General features: G+C 75.0%; 17 protein-coding genes. 9 read left to right on the top strand and 8 right to left on the bottom strand.

Features of this window, described 5'->3' with window-relative positions:
- Window positions 1-62: 62 nt before the first annotated feature.
- From IF99_RS0108025 to IF99_RS0108045, 5 genes are all read right to left on the bottom strand, one after another.
- Window positions 63-563, bottom strand: coding sequence for a MarR family transcriptional regulator (locus IF99_RS0108025; RefSeq protein ID WP_030995663.1), 501 nt, complete (start codon window positions 561-563; stop codon window positions 63-65).
- Window positions 564-662: 99 nt separating this feature from the next.
- The gene (locus IF99_RS0108030) at window positions 663-2,567 is read right to left on the bottom strand and encodes a potassium channel family protein (protein ID WP_030995664.1); all 1,905 of its coding nucleotides are present in this window, start codon (window positions 2,565-2,567) and stop codon (window positions 663-665) included.
- 259 nt (window positions 2,568-2,826) lie between these two features.
- A complete protein-coding gene (locus IF99_RS0108035; RefSeq protein WP_030995665.1) occupies window positions 2,827-3,810 on the bottom strand; it encodes an MDR family oxidoreductase in 984 nt (327 codons plus the stop codon).
- A gap of 90 nt (window positions 3,811-3,900) precedes the next feature.
- On the bottom strand, window positions 3,901-4,545 hold the full coding sequence (locus tag IF99_RS0108040) for a response regulator (RefSeq protein ID WP_199806472.1): 645 nt from the start codon (window positions 4,543-4,545) through the stop codon (window positions 3,901-3,903).
- A 273-nt stretch (window positions 4,546-4,818) separates the two neighbouring features.
- Window positions 4,819-5,811: a HAMP domain-containing sensor histidine kinase gene (locus tag IF99_RS0108045; RefSeq protein WP_037826604.1), complete on the bottom strand. Its 993-nt coding sequence runs from the start codon at window positions 5,809-5,811 to the stop codon at window positions 4,819-4,821.
- Window positions 5,812-6,192: 381 nt separating this feature from the next.
- Here IF99_RS0108045 and IF99_RS0108050 point away from each other — a divergent pair, with 381 nt between their 5' ends.
- From IF99_RS0108050 to IF99_RS0108085, 8 genes are all read left to right on the top strand, one after another.
- Window positions 6,193-6,513, top strand: a complete 321-nt coding sequence (locus IF99_RS0108050) for a DUF3040 domain-containing protein (RefSeq protein ID WP_030995668.1) — start codon at window positions 6,193-6,195, stop codon at window positions 6,511-6,513.
- 910 nt (window positions 6,514-7,423) lie between these two features.
- Window positions 7,424-7,909 carry a cation:proton antiporter regulatory subunit gene (locus IF99_RS0108055; RefSeq protein WP_030995669.1) on the top strand — a complete coding sequence of 162 codons (486 nt, stop codon included), beginning with the start codon at window positions 7,424-7,426 and terminating at the stop codon, window positions 7,907-7,909.
- Window positions 7,910-7,915: 6 nt separating this feature from the next.
- On the top strand, window positions 7,916-9,157 hold the full coding sequence (locus tag IF99_RS0108060; protein WP_030995670.1) for a cation:proton antiporter: 1,242 nt from the start codon (window positions 7,916-7,918) through the stop codon (window positions 9,155-9,157).
- Between the two features lie 14 nt (window positions 9,158-9,171).
- The gene (locus IF99_RS0108065) at window positions 9,172-10,251 is read left to right on the top strand and encodes a PucR family transcriptional regulator (RefSeq protein WP_030995671.1); all 1,080 of its coding nucleotides are present in this window, start codon (window positions 9,172-9,174) and stop codon (window positions 10,249-10,251) included.
- Between the two features lie 186 nt (window positions 10,252-10,437).
- Window positions 10,438-11,466, top strand: coding sequence for a sporulation protein (locus IF99_RS0108070; RefSeq protein WP_030995672.1), 1,029 nt, complete (start codon window positions 10,438-10,440; stop codon window positions 11,464-11,466).
- Window positions 11,467-11,621: 155 nt separating this feature from the next.
- Window positions 11,622-11,846 (top strand): twin-arginine translocase TatA/TatE family subunit, encoded by a 225-nt coding sequence (locus IF99_RS0108075; protein ID WP_030995673.1) that lies wholly within the window; start codon window positions 11,622-11,624, stop codon window positions 11,844-11,846.
- 76 nt (window positions 11,847-11,922) lie between these two features.
- Window positions 11,923-12,270 (top strand): ArsR/SmtB family transcription factor, encoded by a 348-nt coding sequence (locus IF99_RS0108080; protein ID WP_030995674.1) that lies wholly within the window; start codon window positions 11,923-11,925, stop codon window positions 12,268-12,270.
- Window positions 12,263-14,755 (top strand): HAD-IC family P-type ATPase, encoded by a 2,493-nt coding sequence (locus IF99_RS0108085; RefSeq protein WP_030995675.1) that lies wholly within the window; start codon window positions 12,263-12,265, stop codon window positions 14,753-14,755. The genes IF99_RS0108080 and IF99_RS0108085 overlap by 8 nt, the downstream gene beginning before the upstream one ends.
- Window positions 14,756-14,886: 131 nt before the next feature.
- On the opposite strand, the gene IF99_RS0108090 is transcribed toward IF99_RS0108085, so the two are convergent.
- Complete coding sequence (locus tag IF99_RS0108090) at window positions 14,887-16,416, bottom strand: LCP family protein (RefSeq protein WP_030995676.1); 1,530 nt, start codon at window positions 16,414-16,416, stop codon at window positions 14,887-14,889.
- Window positions 16,417-16,561: 145 nt separating this feature from the next.
- Between IF99_RS0108090 and tatA the strand changes: the two genes are divergently transcribed.
- Window positions 16,562-16,768 carry a Sec-independent protein translocase subunit TatA gene (tatA, locus tag IF99_RS0108095; protein WP_030995677.1) on the top strand — a complete coding sequence of 69 codons (207 nt, stop codon included), beginning with the start codon at window positions 16,562-16,564 and terminating at the stop codon, window positions 16,766-16,768.
- A gap of 12 nt (window positions 16,769-16,780) precedes the next feature.
- On the opposite strand, the gene IF99_RS0108100 is transcribed toward tatA, so the two are convergent.
- Entirely contained in the window at window positions 16,781-17,410 is a 630-nt protein-coding gene (locus tag IF99_RS0108100) for an MBL fold metallo-hydrolase (RefSeq protein ID WP_030995678.1), read from the bottom strand.
- A complete protein-coding gene (locus IF99_RS0108105) occupies window positions 17,410-18,495 on the bottom strand; it encodes an S-(hydroxymethyl)mycothiol dehydrogenase (protein ID WP_030995679.1) in 1,086 nt (361 codons plus the stop codon). Before IF99_RS0108105 ends, IF99_RS0108100 begins: the two co-directional genes overlap by 1 nt.
- Window positions 18,496-18,549 lie beyond the last annotated feature (54 nt).

Here is an 18,549-nt window from a genome sequence, read left to right on the forward strand (position 1 = left end):
CCCGGACCCCGCACGGCCCCCGCGCGGCGCGGGGGCCGTGCGGGGTCCGGGGGTGGGGCGGGTCAGTCGGTACGGGGGGCGGGGCGTCCCCCGCCGCGTCCGGGCGGGGTGGGCCACTGGGTGCGCACGGCGGTGTCGAGCAGGGTCTCCAGTGCGGGTCTGGCGTCCCTGGCGGCCCGCAGGAGCGTGAGGCGCGCCTCGGCGGGGAGGATGGCGAGGAGTTGATGGAGGCGTGCGGCGCGGGCTTCCCGCCGTTCGCGTACGACGTCGCGGCCCGCGTCGGTGATGGAGACGAGGACGGCGCGGCCGTCGTCGGGGCAGCGCACCCGGCGGACGAGCCCCTGCTTCTCCAGGCGCTGGACGAGCTGGGTCATGGAGGGCTGGGAGACGCCGCCGTCGCTCGCGAGCACGGTGAGCCGCGTCGGCCCCGTACGGGAGAGCCGGCCCAGCGTCATCGCGGCGGTGAAGCTGATGTCATGCACCGTCAGGTGCCGTACGGACAGCGCCGTGAGCCCTTCCAGGAGGGCGGTGACATCGTCCTGGCCGAGGGGGATCTCATCCACGGAGCCATATGTATCACGCACCTATATAGGCGGTCCATGAGCGATACACGCATCCGGACAAGAGTGAGCCACTTCACAGCGGGACGGGGAATGCGGGCGTTACGTACCGCTCGCGCGCGTGCCCTCTTCGCGGCTCCTGCGGCCGAGGAGGGAACCGAGGCCGTGGCGGGTGGCGGCGAGGACCACGCGGTCCTCGGGGCGCAGGACGTAGCCGGGGTGCAGGTCCCACACGAGGCCGCCGCCGCCCTGGCCGCCGGGCGAGGCGGGGTCGGCGGCGCGTTCGGCGGGGCCGCTCGTGTCGAGCGCGATGACGCGCCAGGAGCCCGGCCGGAACGCCTCGGCGACCGTACGGCCCTCCAGTTCGGGCCGCCCCGCCACGTCGAGCGCGGCGAAGAGCAGGACACGGCGCTCGACGGGGATCGCCCCGAGCACCTGGCGGCCCATCATCGCCCCGGCGAAGGCGGGCGCGGCGAGCGAGGAGACGCTGCGGCTGCGGGTGAGGGCGCCGGGGTGCGCGGCGCGCAGGGTGCGGTAGACGGCGGTCGCGAAGTCGTCGTCGAAGAGCCGCAGCGAGACGCGCAGGAGCGGGTGGAGGGAACGCGCGTACAGCGCCGCCTCCAGGTTGGTGGCGTCCACGCTCGTCACCGCGAGCAGTGCCGAGGCGCGGCCGATCTTCGCCGCTTCGAGCACGCCCTCGTCGGTGACGTCGCCGATGACGCACGGCACCCTGAGCCTGCGGGCGAGCGGGATGCCGCGCGCCTCGGGGTCCTCCTCCACGCACACCACGGGCACGTTCATCTCGTGGAGCCTGGCGAGCACCCGGGTGCCGATCTTGCCGAGCCCGAGGAGCACGACGTGCCCCGCGAGACCGCGCGGCGGGCGGCGCAGCGTGGAGGCGGAGCGGAAGGTGCCGAAGGCTTCGAGGGTCGCGGCGACGAGCACGGGCAGGATGAGCAGGCCGATGAGCCCGTTGAGGAGTTGCAGGATCTGGCGGGCCTTGCCCTGGTCGATGGGGTCGTTGATCGCGAAGAGGTCGAGGAGCGTCACGTAGGCGGCGTGGAGCGGGTGTTCGCCCGTGACCACCATCGAGGCGCCGGCCAGGACGAGCACGGCGAGCCCGAGCCCCGCGATCGACCAGCGCAGCCGCGCCGAGAACAGCGAGCCGAGCGGTACCCGCCAGCCCGTGAAGCGCCCCGCCGCCGGGGTGGTGCCGGGGCGGCCGATCTGCTCCAGGACGACCGTCTCGCGCCCGGCCGCCGCGGCCACCTCCTCGGCGTCGGGGAGCAGGCGGGGCGCGTCGGCGCTGCTGTCCGAGCCCTCGGCGCCGCCCGGGTCGCCGACCGTCGCGGAGAGCAGCGCGAGGGTGGCGAGGCCCGGTGCCGCGACCTCGCCCCTGCCGGGCGGGCGGCGTTCGACGGCGCGCAGCAGGATGCCGTCGGCCTCGATGACCTTGCTGGTCCCGGCCACGGCGGAGGCCGCGAGCGCGGGCGCCGCCGTGGCCGCGTCCGACAGCACGGTGACGCTGGCGACGCCCTCGTCGAGCCCGGCGAGTACCGCCGCCTGGTCGAGCAGGTGCTCCAGTTGCTGGCCCAGGCGCCGGTTGTAGAGCCGGATGACGAGGCGCAGGCGCGGGTTGAGCCGCCGGGCGCGCAGCGCGGCGTGGATGTTGACCTCGTCCTCCTCGTGGACGAGCGCGAGCGCCGTCGCCGTCGCGATCCCCGCGGCCGTGAGCGCCGCGTCGTCGAGCCGCGCCGCCTCGACGACCTCCACTCCCCCGCCGCGGCCGGGCGCGGCCTCCTGCGCGGTGTCGGCCGCGCGCCCCCGGGCGAAGCCGAAGCGGTCGAAGAACGCCGAGGCGCGCCCCAGCGCCCGCCCCGAGAACGCCGCCCCCGTCGTGAGCCCCTCGGGCGCGGGTGGCTCGATGAGCGTGACCCGCTCCTGGTACACCTCGGCGAGTTCGGCGGCGATCCGGGGCGCGAGCGCGTCGTCCCCGGCCACCACCATGCCGGGCTCGGGCGGTGGCGCGGAGGAGGACGGGGAGGGGAAGGCGAGTGCGGGCACGGGCACAGCCTGCCGTATGCACGCGAGCGGCCCAAGAGGTGAGGGGCGGTCAGGTCCCTTTGCCCGGAAGGGAGCAGAGGCGCAGGGGGGCTCCGGCCGGACGGGAGCGGGGCCGGGACCCGGGGCCGGGGGCGCCGGGCGGACGGCCTCCGGGGGCGGCGGGCACGCCGGTGCCGTCCTCGGAGGGCCGAACCCCGGCGGCTCAGGCCCTGACGTCCACCAGGGTGCGGCCCCTGACGCGGCCCGCGAGGATGCGGGGCGCGACGGCGATCACGTCGGCGAGGGGGACCGTCTCGGTGAGGGTGTCGAGGCGGGCCGGGTCGAGTTCGGTGGCGAGTGCCGTCCAGGCGCGGCGGCGGGACTCCATCGGGGCGTACACCGAGTCGATGCCCTGGAGACGGACGCCGCGCAGGATGAAGGGGGCCACCGAGCCGGGCAGGTCGAGCCCCTGGGCGAGACCGCAGGCGGTGACCGTGCCGCCGTAGCGGGTCGCGGCGAGCACGTTGGCGAGGGTGTGGCTGCCGACGCTGTCGACGGCGGCGGCCCAGCGCTGGGAGGCGAGCGGCTTGCCCGGGGCTGAGAGCGTGGCGCGGTCGATGAGCTCGGCGGCGCCGAGCGCGCGCAGGTAGTCCCCGTGCTCGGAGCGGCCCGTCGAGGCGACGACCCGGTAGCCGCGCGCGGCGAGCAGGGCGATCGCGACGGAGCCGACACCACCGGCGGCGCCTGTGACGAGCACGTCGCCGTCGCCGGGCGCGACGCCCGCGTCCGCCAGCGCGAGGACGCTGAGCATCGCGGTGTACCCGGCCGTGCCGATCGCCGCGGCCTGGCGTGTGCTGAGCGCCTCCGGCAGGGGGACGAGTTCGTCCGCCCCGACGCGGGCCCGCTCGGCGAAGCCGCCGTCCTTGCTCTCGCCCCGGCCGAAACCGTTGAGGACGACCCGGTCGCCCGGTGCGAAACGCGGGTCCGCCGAGTCCGTGACCGTCCCCGCCAGGTCGATGCCCGGCGTGAGCGGGAACGTGCGCACGATGCCCTTGCCCGCGAGCGCGAGGCCGTCCTTGTAGTTGACGGTCGAGTACTCGACGTCGACGGTCACCTCGCCCGGCGGCAACTGTTCGTCCTCAAGGGTTTCCACGGCGGCGTGGCGGCCCTGCTCGTCCTCGGTGACACGGATGGCGCGGAAGGACATGTGCGCTGCTCCCTGCTGGTGGCGGTACGGATGGTGCCTGTACGGGCCAGTCTGCTCCCCGCGGTCGTCCGGTTCCGCCCGGGGCGTCGCTCAGGGCTCGACGAGTCCCGCCCGAATCGCGTACCTGGTCAGTTCGAGCCGGTCCTTGAGGCCGAGCTTGTGGAGGGTGTTGGCGCGGTGCCGCTCGACGGTCTTGACGCTGATGACGAGGAGCGCGGCGATGTCCTTCGAGGAGTGCCCCTCGGCGACGAGCTTGAGGATCTCCTCCTCGCGCGGGGTGAGCGTGCTGCCCCCGCCGGGTTCCTCCCCCCTGCGGGCCTGGTCGAGGTAGTTGCGGATGAGCGCGCCGGTCGCGCCCGGGTAGAGGAAGGGCTCGTCGCGCATCGCGGCCCTGCACGCCTCGATGAGGTCGCGGTCCGCGAGCGACTTGAGCACGTACCCTCCGGCGCCCGCCTTGAGCGCCTCGAAGAAGAACTGCTCGTTGTCGTACATCGTGAGCACGATCATGCGCAGCCCCGGCAGGGCGCGGGAGAGCTCCCGCGCTGCCTGGAGCCCGGTCATGCGGGGCATCGCGATGTCGAGCACGGCGAGGTCGGGCCGGTGCAGGCGCGCCTGCTCCACCGCCTCGGCCCCGTCCCCCGCCTCCGCCACCACGGTGAGATCCGGTTCGGCGTCGAGGATGAGCCGCAGCCCCCGCCGCACGAGGGCGTGGTCGTCGGCGAGCAGCACCCGGATGGGAGCGGCGGTGTCCTCGGCGCGGGGAGAGGTGGCGGGGGTGGAGGCGGGCGCAAGAGCGGGGGCGGGCGGCGCGGCCGGGACGGTGGACACGGGTGACTCCGTGGGGAGGGGGCGGTGCGGCGGAAACGGGGACGGCGGGGTCGGCGGTCGGGGGACGGGCTTCGCGGGACAAGCGGCCGGGGCGGGCGACGGTCCGCCTCTCCCCCGCGCGAGGCGTGCGTCAGGCGACGCGGGGCGGGGGCCACAGGCCCGAGCGCACACCCGCGCCCCTCACATGACGCCCACCCCCTCGCGGGGCTCCGTGGGCGATGGGGAGGGGCGGGTCGTGAGCGGAGCGGTCAGGCGGATTTCCGTGCCGCCCGTGCGCCCGGGGGCGATGGACAGGTCGGCGCCGATCAGGAGAGCGCGCTCCCGCATACCGCGCAGGCCCGCGCCCTCGGGGGCGTCCCCCAGTCCGCGACCGTCGTCCGCCACGGTCAGCTCCGCCCCGTGCGGCAGCGCCCGCAGCGTGAGCCGTACCTCGCGGGCCCCCGCGTGCCGTACGACGTTGGTCAGCGCCTCCTGGGCGACCCGGTAGAGGACCAGCTCCACCTCCTTGTCCAGTTCCGGCAGGTCGCGGTCGACCGCGCGTCGCACCCGCAGGCCGCTGTCCGCGGGCAGCTCGGTGACGAGCGAGGCGAGCGCCGCGCGCAGCCCCAGTTCGTCGAGCACGCCGGGCCGCAGCCTGCGGGCGATCCTGCGGATCTCGTCGAGACCACCGCGCGTCGTCTCCTGCACCTGGTGGAGCCGCTCGGCGAGCGCCGGAGGCGCGTTCTTGGCGGCGCTCTGGAGTTCGAGGAGCACGGCGGTGAGGGTCTGCCCGACCTCGTCGTGCAGTTCCTGGGCGATCCTGCGGCGCTCGGCCTCCTGCGCGGAGAGCGCGCGGGCGGTGCTCGTGGCCCGTTCGGCCTCCAGCCGGTCGAGCATGGTGTTGAAGGCGGTGATGAGACCGGCGATCTCGCCGTGTCCCGAGACGTCGGGGCGGCGGCCCGGCCGGAGCAGGTCGGTCGTGCTCATGGCTCGGTGCAGCCGCTGGAGCGGGGCGAGGCCGATCCGCAGGAGCGCCGCGTTGGCGGTGAGCATCGCGACGAGCCCCGCCGAGAGGATCAGCACCTCCGTGAGCACCACGGGAGCCGAGACGGTCACGGGGCCGAGCAGCAGCAACCCCGTCGCCGCGAGGAGCACGGCGGCGTTGAGCAGGAAGATGCGCTGGAACAACGACACCTCGGTGCCTCCCGGTGGTCGGACATGTCCCGCCATGACGCACGACGGGCCCGCCCCCCACCCTCCCCGATCGCCCCCGTGCGGGTCCATCCGTGGCAACCCCCATTTCCGCCCGGCACGCTCCCCCGCCCCCCTCGGGGCCCGCGCCCCGTTCCTCAGGGTTCTCCCCCAGGGAGAGTGGGGGTGATTCCGGATGGCGCCAGGCCCCCGCGGTGGGAGAGGCTTCCGGGGAAGGACCCGGCGGGCGGCCGGAGCGGAAGCGGCGCGTCAGGTGTGGGCGGGGCCCGGGGACGGAATCCCTTGGGTACGTGCCGCCGAGGGACGCGGGCCGCAGGGCCCGCCGAAGCGGGGACCGGGGCGGCACGGAGGGAGAGACGGGCGATGGAGCGTCAGGACGAGACACTGCGGACACTGGAGCGCGGGCTGCGCGCGGAGGACCCGCGTCTGGAGCGGGCACTGCGTACCGGACGGCTGCCCCGGGCCTCGCGCCCCTGGGCGATATTGCTGCTCGTCCTCGCCCTCGCCACCCTGGGCGGCGGTCTGATCGCCGGGCACGGGGTGGTGCTCGCCTCGGGGCTCGTCGCCGCGGGCGTCGCCGCGCAACTGCTCGACCCGCACCCGGGCGCACGCGGCCGCGCGACCGGAGGGGCCTTCACCCGCCCCCGCCTCGCGCCGGACCGGCCCTCGCACTCCCGGCACTGAGCGCACGGGCTCCGGGCACCACGCGGACAGCTCCCGGCGCCGCGCCGACCGGCCTTCGGTACCGGGGCGCGCGGGAACCGGCGCGCACGGATCCGGCACCCGCCTCGCGCGAGTCCCCCACGAGCGGGAAAATTCCCACCAGTTGATACGTGCGCTTTGCCGTGTAATCCCACGCTTCACCCTCTTTGTCGTACGTTAAAGTACTGGTCAAATCAGCAAGCCGGTCATGCCCTCCCGGGCATCCCGGCGCGTCGGGCGGTCCGGTCACGGGCCGCCCTCGCAGGCAGGGGAGGGGGTGGTCCCGTGGAGCACGACCGGCACATCCGCCCTCGCGCACTGCCGCTTCAACCCGGCCCCGGCGCGGCCCTCCGCCCTCCCTCTCGCGGCAGGGCCATCGGAGTGCGCCCCCGCGAAGCCGTTCCGCATAACGCCTGACCCGGCGTTCCCCCGCGCGGCGCACCCCGCGGGCCCCGGCCCGCACGCGCCCCGTACCCCGCCCCGCGGGCCCCCGGCACGCCTTCCCGCGCGCCGGGACCCATCCCGCACCCACGAGACGCACCACCCGCGAGTCCCCGTCCCGCCCCGCGAAGCCCCGGGCGCACCGCCGTCCGGTCCGCCCCCGGAGCCCCGCACCGCTGGACCTTCCCCTCGCACGTCCCGCAACCGACCGGGGGAGACCGCTCCCCCGCATCCCCACCGTCCTTTCCGGGCTCCCCTCCCGCGCGGCCGGTCGCTCCGGCGCACCTCCGCACACCTGACGGGGCCCGATTCCGTCCCCTACCCACGCACGGGTGTTCTGTGCGCGCAGCAGGGATGACACGGTATGGACTGTCACGGTCCCCCGTGGCACCCGTCCCCCGCACACCCTGCGCGCGGCCGCGCGCACGCGACACGCCGTACGGAGTTCTCGATGGAGCCCACCGCTCACTTCACCAAGACCGCTCTCCCCGGGATCGGGGCGCGCTACGACCTGGACACGCAGTCCGGCCGGCACCTGTCGGTCGTCGTGCACCAGGACGGCCGCCGTGTCCTCGGCCTCCACGACCCGGAGGACGAGGACAGTTGCCGCGACGCCGCCCAGCTCGACCCCGGCGAGTCGCTCGCGCTCGCCGGACTGCTCAAGCCCGACCCCGTGGGCTACCTGCGCCAGCACGTGGAGATCGACCTCGTCACCGAGCACATCCCGGTGACGAAGCGCTCCCCCTTCGCGGGCCGGACGCTCGGCGCGACGCAGGCACGTACGAAGACCGGGGCCTCGATCGTCGCCGTCCTGCGGCGCACCGACGCGGTTCCTTCCCCGACCCCGGATTTCCGCTTCGCGATCGGCGACGTACTGGTCGTCGTCGGGACCCGCGAGGGAGTGGACGCCGTGGCCGAACTGATCGCTGGAGGATGACCCCTCGTGCACGACACGACGACTGAACTGCTGATAGAGCTGGGCGCGATCATTCTCGGCCTCGGCATACTCGGCCGCCTGGCCGGGCGGATCGGCTTCTCCCCCATCCCGCTCTATCTCCTGGCGGGCCTGGCCTTCGGCAAGGGAGGTTTCCTGCCGCTCGACGCCAGTGAGGAGTTCGTCGCCACCGGTGCCGAGATCGGGGTGATCCTGCTGCTCCTCCTGCTCGGCCTGGAGTACAGCGCCTCCGAACTCGTCACCAACCTCAAGAAGCAGTACCCCTCGGGGATCGTGGACTTCGTCCTGAACGCCCTGCCGGGGTTCGTGTGCGCGCTGATCCTCGGCTGGGGCTTCGTGGCCGCGGTGGTCCTGGCCGGGGTCACCTGGATCTCCTCCTCCGGGGTCATCGCGAAAGTCCTCGGCGACCTGGGGCGGCTCGGCAACCGCGAGACGCCCGTGATCCTCGGGGTGCTCGTCATCGAGGACCTCGCGATGGCGGTGTACCTGCCGATCCTCACGGCACTGCTCGCCGGGCTGAGCCTCGGCGGCGCGAGCCTGACGCTCGTCATCTCGCTGGGCACCGTGGGCCTCGTGCTCTACCTCGCGCTGCGCCACGGCCGTCTCATCAGCCGGGCCGTCTCCTCCGACAATCCCGAGATGCTGCTCCTCGTGGTGCTCGGTCTCACCGTCCTCGTCGCCGGGGTCGCCGCCGAACTCCAGGTCTCCGCCGCCGTCGGCGCCTTCCTCGTCGGCATCGCGCTCTCGGGCGAGGTCGCCGAGGGCGCGCACAACCTGCTGGCACCGCTGCGGGACCTCTTCGCCGCCGTCTTCTTCGTCTTCTTCGGCCTCTCCACCAACCCGGCGGACATCCCGCCGGTCTTCCTCACCGCGCTGATCCTCGCCGTCGTCTCCGTCCTCACCAAGATCGCCACGGGCTGGTACGCGGCCCGGCGGGCCGGGGTGCAGCGGGCCGGGCGCTGGAGGGCGGGCGGCACCCTCGTGGCACGCGGGGAGTTCTCCATCGTCATCGCGGGCCTCGCGGTCGGCACCGCGCCGGAGATCGGGCCGCTGGCGACCGCGTACGTCCTCATCCTCGTGATCCTCGGGCCGCTCACCGCGCGCTGGACCGAGCCGCTCGCGCGCCGCTTCCTGTACCGCGGCGACGCCGCCAAGGACCGCCCCGTACCGGCCGAGCCCCCCGGGGCGCGGGCTGTCGACACCCCGGGCAGTACCGCGGCGGCGAACTGAGGGAGCGAAGGGACATGCAGCCCAGAGAGATCCCGGAGCTGTACACGGAGGGCTTCCGCGAGACCCTCACCGAGGTCGCGAGCACCGGGCGACGGCTGCGGCGCGAGGAGATCGAGGCGCGGCGCAGGCTCGGCGAGCAGGCGGCGGAGGCCGGGTACGGGCTGCGTTCGCTCGTCAACGGGCTCCTCGCCGCCGCCCGCAGCAACTGGCCGGCCCCGCCGGGGGCCTCGGCGCCCGAGGTGCTCGCGGCCGTGGAGCAGGCGGTGGACGCGAGCGCCGAGGGCTACGAGCGGGCGCAGCGGCTCGCAGTGCGCCAGGAGGAGGCGGCGCGCCGGGAGTTCATCGACGACCTGCTGCACGGGCGCGGCAACCAGGGCCGCATGGCCGAGCGCGCAGAGCGCTTCGGGCTGCGGCTCGCGCACGCGCACGTCGTCGCCGTGGCGCGCGGCGCGGAGGCGTACGACGACGGGCACCCCGTCACACGCGCGGTGCAGGACGCGGTCTTCGCGCGCTTCGGGGACCGCAGGACGCTCCTCACGACGAAGGACGAGGTGCTGATCTGCGTCGCGCCGAGCGGGCAGGAGGAGATCGCGCGGTACTTCGCGAAGCAGGCGTACGCGCGGGGCAAGGAGTGCCGCGCGGCGGTCGGCCGCCCGCACACCGGTCCCGGCGGGGTCGTGCGCAGCTACGAGGAGGCGCTCGAAGTCCTGCGGGTCGGCGAGCGGATGGAGCTGGCGGAGCCGGTGCTGCACGCCGAGGACCTGCTCGTCTTCCCCGTGCTCACCCGTGACAGGCAGGCGATGTACGACCTCATGGACACCGTGCTCGGGCCGCTGGAGGAGGCGCGCGGCGGTGCCGCGCCGCTCCTCGCGACGCTGCGCGAGTACTTCGAGGCCGGATGCGTCTCGGCGGAGGCGGCACGGCGGCTCAACCTGAGCGTCCGGGCCCTCACGTACCGCCTGGAGCGCATCCGCACCCTCACCGGGCTCGACCTCTCCGACTCCCTGGACCGCTACTCGCTGCACACGGCGGTCATCGGCGCGCGGCTCTTCGGCTGGCCGCGCGGCGTACCGGCGGAACCCGCGGCGGGCTGAGGACGCGGGACGGCAGGGGGCGGGCGGACGGGCGTCTCGCGGCCGGCGCCACCTCCTGACGGGCTCTCAAACCCGGCCCTCGTGGCGGTCGAAGGGGGTCTGCCTGCGCCTTTATGCTCTACGGGACCGCAGCGGCGCCTCTCGGAGTGCGCGCCGCGTCCCGGAAGTCCCTGGAGGATGTGCGCGATGGTGTTCAAGCGGCTGCTCGGTGCGCTCGGCGCGGGCGGGCCCTCGGTCGACACGGTGCTCGCCGAAGGGCCCGTCCTGCCGGGCGGCACGCTCACGGGAGAGGTGCGGCTCGGCGGCGGCGAGGCGCGGGCGCGGGTCGAGGACATCACCCTGGAGCTCCTCGCGCGCGTCGAGGCGGAGAGCGAGGAGGACGAGCACGAGGGCGTGGTCGTCTTCGAGCGGCACCACGTCGGCGGGGACTTCACGCTCGAAGCGGGCGAGGAGCGGGTCCTGCCCTTCGCCCTCGCGGTGCCGTGGGAGACACCGACGACGGAGCTGTACGGGCAGTCGCTCGGCATCGTCCTCGGGGTGCGCACGGAGGTGGCGCTCGGCGGGGCGCGCGACAAGGGCGACCTCGACCCCCTCGTGGTGAGCGCGCTCCCGGTGCAGGAAGCGGTGCTCGACGCCTTCGGGCGGCTCGGCTGGGGGTTCCGCTCGGCGGACCTGGAGCTGGGCCGGATCGGCGGTACGGGGCAGCGGCTGCCCTTCTACCAGGAGATCGAGCTGACACCGCCGCCCGCGCTCGCGCACGCCGTCAACGAGGTCGAGGTCACCTTCCTCGCCTCCGCCACGGGCGCCGAGGTCGTCCTGGAGGCGGACAAGCGGGGCGGCCTGCTCGGCGGCGGCCACGACGCGCTGACCCGGTTCACCGTCGCCCACGCGGACGTCCCGGCCCTGGACTGGGCGAGCGAGGTCGACGGCTGGATCACGCACCTGCTGGAGCACAGCTCGGCGTACGGCGACCACGGCTCGTACTACAGCCACGCGGACCCGTACGGCGGCGGGCACACGGACCACCACGGCCACACGGACCACCACGGCCACACGGACCACCACGAGAGCCGCGGGGCCGGGCGCGCGGTGCTCGCGGGGGCCGCCGGGCTCGCCGTGGGCGCGGCGGGCGGTCTCGTCGCGGCCGAGGTGATCGACGAGGCCGGCGACTGGTTCGAGGGCGACGAGGGGAGCGAGGACGGGGACGAGGAGTGAGCGCGCCCCGGCGGCGCGGAGAGTGAACGGCACTCCGCGGCGCGGGCGCACGGCCCTCTTCCTTTACTTCCACACTCCTGTAGATTCTGGCGCGGACGCCGCTCCGCCCAGGGCCGGTGTGCCGCCCCCGTCCCCTCCCCTCAGGAGCGCACCCGGTGTTCGGACTCAGTGAGCTGGCGATCCTGCTCCTCGTCGTGATCGTCGTCCTCGGCGTGAAGCGGCTGCCGGGGCTCGTGCGCTCCGCGGGCCGGGCGAGCCGCATCCTCAGGAGCGAGGCGCGCGCGACCCCGGACGCGCCGCTCACCGACCCCTCGGACCCCAAGCTCATCAAGGCCAGGCCCGAGGACTGGACCCGCCGGCGGGACGAGCCCGCCGCCTGAGAGACCCGCCCCGCGCTGCCTACACTTGTGCGGCCGGGGTGGGACCCGGCGCGGGACCGGCGGAACGGAGAGCGGTGTGAGCGGGGACGGGAGCGGCTTCGCGGGTGATCCCCCGGCGGAGGCGCTCGACGCGGCGGCGACGGTCTTCGGCCTCCTCGCCTCCCCGGCCCGGCTGCACCTCGTCTGGGCCCTCGCGGGCGGCGAGAGCGATGTGACGCGGCTCGCGCAGCGGCTCGGCGGGGCCCTGCCCGCCGTCAGCCAGCATTTGACGAAGCTCAAACTCGGCGGTGTCGTCGGCTCGCGCCGCGAGGGCCGCCGCCAGGTCTACTACCTGCGCGACCCCCGGATCGTCGAGCTGGTCGGCGCGCTGCTCGCCCCGGGGAGCGTGGCCCCCGCCCTGCCCGAGCGGTCCCTCGGTGCCTGAGACCGCCGCGCCCCTGCACGTCCTGCGCCGCCTGGCGGCCTCGCCGCGCGGTCTCACCGAGGAGCAGGCGGCGCTGCGCGCGGCGCGCTACGGACCCAACCTGCCGCCCGCGCCCGTCCTCACGCCGTGGTGGCGGCTCGCGCGGGACGGTCTGACCGATCCGTTCACGGCCGTGCTCCTTGCGCTCTCCCCCGTCTCGGCGCTCGTCGGCGCGTGGGGCACGGCCGCCGTCACCGCGCTGCTCGTCGCGCTCAGCCTCGCGCTGCGCGCCCTCGGGCTGCGCAGGGCCGAGCGCGCCTCCGCGGCTCTCGGCGCGCTCCTCGGGGACACCGCCGCGGTACGGCGCAGGGCCCGCGCGGACGCGGAACCGCGGGTGCGGGACGTGCCGGTGGCCGAGCTGGTGCCGGGGGACGTCGTGCTGCTGGGTCCGGGCGACCGCGTGCCCGCGGACCTGTGGCTGCTGCGGACACGCGGGCTGCGGTTGCGCCAGGCGGTGCTGAGCGGCGAGTCCGACGCGGTCGCGCGGCGGGCGGGCGATCCCGGGGGCGCGCTGCTCGGCTCGACGGTCGCGAGCGGCACGGCGACCGGGCTCGTGACGGCGACCGGGACGCGGACGCGGCTGCTCGGTGCCTGGGACGGACCGGCGCGCCCCGCGAGCGCCTTCGCCGCCTCGGTGCGCGGCGTCGCGTGGACGCTCGTGCGGTTCATGCTCCTCGTCCCGCCGCTCGTGCTCTGCGCGGACGCCGTGGCGCAGGGGCAGGGGGCGCAGACGCTCCCGTTCGCCGTCGCGGTCGCCGTGGGCCTCACGCCGGAGATGCTGCCGGTGGTGGCGACGCTCGCGCCCGCGCGGGCCGCGCTGCGGCTCGCATCGGAGCACGGCGTGATCGTCAACCGGCCCTCGGCGCTGCACGACCTGGGCGCGGTGGAGGTCTTGTGCGTCGACAAGACCGGGACGCTCACGACGGACGAGCCGTGCGTGCACACCAGTCTCGACGCGCGCGGGGTGCCCGACACCGAACCCTTGCGGCTCGCCGCGGTCGCGGCGGCGTGGACGCTGGAGCTGGGCGAGGTGCCGCGTCCCGCGCCCCTCGACGAGGCGCTGCTCGCGGCGGCGGACGCGGCGGGGATCGACCCCCTCGGGCCCGAGGGGTTCGCCGCGCTGCCCTTCGACGCCGAGCGGCGCCGCGCGAGCGTGCTCCTCGCCGAGTCCGGCGTGCCCGGTGCGAGCGTGCTCGTCGTGAAGGGCGCCGTGGACGCCGTCCTCGAACGGTGCGTGTGGGGGCCAGGGGAGCGGGCGCGGGCCGAGGCGCTGGCGGCGCGACTCGCGGCGGACGGGCTGCGGGTGCTCGCGGTGGCGACGGCGCGGCGGGCCGCGCGGCCCGGGCGGGGGTACACGCACGCCGAGGAGCGCGGCCTCGCGCTGGCGGGTTTCGTGACGTTCAGGGACCCGCCGGTGCCCGGGGCGGAACGGGCGCTGCGCGAGCTGACCGCGCTGGGGGTCGAGGTACGGGTCCTCACGGGCGACCAGCCGGGCACGGCGGCGCGGGCCTGCCGTGACCTGGGGCTCGGTCCGGGCGAGGTCGTCGACATGCGGGCGCTCGCCGCGCTGCCGGAGGCGGAGCGGGCCGCGCGCGCGGCGCGGGGGCGGGTCTTCGCGCGGTGCACACCGGAGGACAAGGCGTGGCTCGTGGGCCGGGCGCGCGCGGCGGGCCGGGTCACGGGCTTCCTCGGCGACGGCTGGAACGACGTGCCCGCGCTGCGCGCGGCGGACGTGGGGCTGTGCCCGCCGGGCGCGGTGGCGCTCGCCCGCGAGCACGCCGACCTCGTGCTCGGCGGCAAGGACCTGGGCGCGGCGGCGCACGCCGTGCGCGCCGGGCGGAGCGGTACGGCGACGGTCCTCGCGTACCTGCGCGCCGCCCTCTCGTCGAACCTCGGCAACGTCGTGGCGATGCTCGTCGCGGGGCTGCTCCTGCCGTTCCTGCCGATGCTGCCCGCGCAGGTCCTGGTGCAGAACCTCTGCTTCGACGTGGCGCAGACCGCCTACGTACGGCGCGGGGCCGCCGCGCGGCCCTCGGCGCGGCCCGTGTCGCTGCGGACGCGCGCCCTGGTACGGCAGATCCTCGGGTACGGGCTGCTCAACGCGGGGGTCGATGTGCTGACCTTCGCGGCGCTCGCGTGGGGGGCGGGGAGTGTGGCGGGGGCGCGGTGGGAGGCGCTCTTCCACTCGGGGTGGTTCACGGAGAACCTGCTCACGCAGGCACTCGTGCTCGTGATGCTGCGGCCCGGGGCGGGGCGGGTGCCGAAGGTCCTGGGGGCGGCGGCGGTGGGCCTGGTCGTGGTGGGGGTGGCGCTGCCGCCGAGCCCGATGGGGGCCGCGCTGGGGATGGTGGCCTTGCCGTGGCGGGTGTGGGCGGCGGTGGCGGTGCTGCTGCTCGCGTACGGGGGCGCGCTGCGGTGGATACGGGCGCGGGGCGGGCCCGGGTAGGAGCCGGCCCCGCGCCGCCGCACGGGCCGAGCCCCCGCCGTACGCGCCGCCGCAGGAGCGGAGCCCCGCCGTCGTCCGCGACGGCCCCGCGCCGCCGCAGCGGCCGAGCCCCGCGCGGGGCGGGCCCGGGATCAGCCGTAGGACAGGTCCTCGCAGGGGTTCTCGTCGGCCGAGCGGGCGTCGGAGCCGACCGGTTTCGCGGGAGCGGAGGGCTGGGGCGTCGTGGGGGCGGCGGCGGGGTCGTCGGCGTAGGTGCGCCCGAGGGTGACGGTGATGCCGGGTGTGTCGCTCTCGGTGAGGCTCGCGCCGGGGAACCAGCGGGCCGTGGTCGTGGCGGCCTTCTTCTCGCCCGGCCCGTAGCCGATGGTCGTCGCGGCCGCGGTGAGGTCGTCGGCGTTGCCCGTCGAGGCGACAGTGAAGCCGCTCGTGCCGAGGATTCCGGCGGCCTTCGCGGCGAGGCCGGGCACGGTGGTGCCGTTGCGGATCGCGACGGTGATCCCGGCGCCCGTGACGGCCTCGGCGCTCTTGTCCGCCTCCTCGCCGTTCTTCGTGTCGGCGGACTTCGACTTGCCCTTCTCCGCGCCGCCGAGCGGCTTGTCGGCCTTGAGCGCGGCCCAGAGCCGGTCGGCGTCCGGCTGGACGACCGCGACGCGCTCGCCCTCGTACCGCCAGGGGACGGTGACGAACTTGGTGTTGTGCAGGTCGACGTTCTTGAGCGAGAGCGCGAAGGAGAGCATCTTGTCGGCGGAGCCGAGTCCGGCGTCGACGGTCATCGAGCCGGTCGCCGCCTCGGCCAGGGGCAGGAGCTTGGTGGGCGTGAGGCCCTTCTCCTTCACCTTCTTCAGGAGCGCCGACACGAAGGCCTGCTGGCGCTTGATGCGGCCGATGTCGGAGCCGTCGCCGACCCCGTGCCGCAGGCGCACGTAGTCGAGCGCGCGCTGTCCGGAGACCTTCTGGATCCCCTTGTGGAAGACGAGGTCGCCGCGGGTGGGCCGCTTCGGGCTCAGGTCGCGCTGGTAGATGTCGTGGGGCAGGCAGACGGGGACGCCGCCGACGACCGAGGTCAGCTCCGAGAATCCGTTGAAGTCGACGACGACGGTGTGGTCGACGCGCAGCCCGGTGAGCTTCTCCACGGTGTTCTGGGTGCAGGCCGGGTTGCCCTCCTCCGTCTGGCCCACGGTGAACGCCGCGTTGAACATCGTGTTCGGCTGGGGCTCGCTCCAGCTTCCGTCGGGCAGGCGGCAGCGAGGGATCTCGACGAGGGTGTCGCGGGGGATGGAGACGGCGACGGCGTGCCGGTGGTCGGCGTAGACGTGGAGCAGGAAGGCGGTGTCGGAGCGGCCGATGTCGCCCTCGCCGCCGCCGAGTTCCTTGTTCTTGCCGGCGCGCGTGTCCGAGCCGATCACGAGGATGTTCTCGCCTGGCCCGGTGTCGTCGGGCCGTTCCTTCGAGACCCCGTCCTGGCTGAACGTGCCGATGTCACCGCTGAGCTTGAGCCACACCCAGCCGAAGCCGCCGCAGGCGAGGACGGCGAAGGCGGCGAGCACACCGAGTCCCTTGAGGAGCCGGGAGCGGCCCTTCGCGCGGGACCGCCGGGCCCCGGACCGCCGCCCCTGCGGCCGGGAGGACGCTCCGCCCTGCGCCGCTTCCTTGCGAGTCATGCACGTACCCCTCGGTGGCTCGTTCCCCACGGTCGGCCGGCCCCTGACCGACTCCCCCCACGGCTGTACAGTTGCGCAATGTAGCAAGCTTCCCGGGACGGGCGCGCTGCCCGCCCCCGGCCCTCCGACTCGGAACGAGGCGATCATGATCCGCAACGGACTCGAACCCTGGCACCTCCTCATTGTTCTGGTCGTGGTCGTCGTCCTCTTCGGTTCCCGCAAACTGCCCGACGCCGCGCGGGCGCTGGGCAAGTCTCTGCGCATCCTGAAGAGCGAGACGAGGGCACTGCGCGCGGAGCACGAGACCCCCGAGGCGGGAGGGGACCCGCGCTCCGCGCAGAAGACCGGCTGAGGCCGCCGCTCCTCAATGGCCCCGGGCGACCCACTCGTCCAGGTGGGGGGCCTCGGCGCCGATCGTCGTGCTGTCGCCGTGCCCGGTGCGCACCTCGGTCTCGGGCGGCAGACCGAGGAGCTTCCAGCGGATCGACTCGATGATGGTCGGGAAGTCGCTGAAGGAGCGCCCCGTTGCCCCGGGCCCGCCCGCGAAGAGCGTGTCCCCGGTGAAGACCGTGCCGAGCGCGGGGGCGTACAGGCACACCGCGCCGGGCGAGTGGCCCGGCGTGTGCAGCACCGTCAGCTCCGTACCGGCGACACCGAGGACCTGACCGTCCGCCAGCTCGCCGTCCGGCAGTATCCCCGGGTGCGTGAGCTTCCAGAGCGGCACGTCCTCCGGGTGCAGCAGCACGGAGGCGTCGGTGACCTCGGCGAGTGCCGGGGCCGCGTCGATGTGGTCGTCGTGCGCGTGGGTGCACACGATCGCGACGACGTGCCGGTCCCCGACCGCGCGGGCGATCGCCTCGGCGTCGTGCGCCGCGTCGATGACGAGGACCTCGTTCTCGTCGCCGACGAGCCAGACGTTGTTGTCGACGTCCCAGGTGCCACCGTCGAGCGAGAACGTGCCCGAGGTGACGACGTGTTCGATGCGTACGGCCATCAGAGGATCACCACCGAGCGGAGCACGTCGCCGTCGTGCATCTTCGTGAACGCCTGCTCGACCTGGTCGAGCGCGATCGTCTCCGTGACGAAGGCGTCGAGGTCGAGGCGGCCCTGGCGGTAGAGGTCGATGAGCATCGGGAAGTCGCGCGAGGGCAGGCAGTCCCCGTACCACGAGGACTTGAGCGCGCCGCCGCGCCCGAAGACGTCGATGAGCGGCAGGTCGACGCGCATATCGGGGGTCGGGACGCCGACGAGGACGACGGTCCCCGCGAGGTCGCGGGCGTAGAACGCCTGCTCGTACGTCTCGGGACGGCCGACCGCCTCGATGACGACGTCGGCGCCGAAGCCACCGGTCAGCTCGCGGATCGCCTCGACCGGGTCGGTCGTGCGGGAGTTGACGGTGTGGGTCGCGCCGAGCCGGCGGGCCGTCTCCAGCTTGCGGTCCTCGATGTCGACGGCGATGATCTTCGACGCCCCGGCGAGGCGCGCGCCCATGACCGCCGCGTCGCCCACGCCGCCGCAGCCGATGACGGCGACCGCGTCGCCGCGCGTGACCTCGCCCGTGTTGATGGCCGCGCCGATGCCCGCCATGACGCCGCAGCCGAGGAGCCCGGCGGCGGCCGGGGACGCCTCGGGATCGACCTTGGTGCACTGCCCGGCCGCGACGAGGGTCTTCTCCGCGAAGGCGCCGATGCCGAGCGCCGGGGTCAGCTCCGTGCCGTCCTCCAGCGTCATGCGCTGCTTCGCGTTGTGCGTGTTGAAGCAGTACTGCGGCCTGCCGCGCTCGCAGGCACGGCACTCGCCGCACACCGCACGCCAGTTGAGGATCACGAAGTCACCGGGGGCGACCTCCGTGACGCCCTCGCCGACCGATTCGACGATCCCGGACGCCTCGTGGCCGAGCAGGAAGGGGAACTCGTCGTTGACCCCGCCCTCCCGGTAGTGGAGGTCGGTGTGACAGACCCCGCACGCCTGGACGCGTACGACCGCCTCGCCGGGCCCGGGATCGGGGACGGTGATCGTGGCGATCTCGACCGCGGCCCCCTTCGCCCGCGCGATGACGCCCTGTACCTGCTGTGGCATGAATGCCGCCTCTCTCGTTCTGACCTGTCCGACCCGCTCGGTGCCCGCATGGAA

The sequence above is a fragment of the Streptomyces sp. NRRL F-5630 genome, assembly GCF_000719475.1.
Classification (GTDB): Bacteria; Actinomycetota; Actinomycetes; order Streptomycetales; family Streptomycetaceae; genus Streptomyces.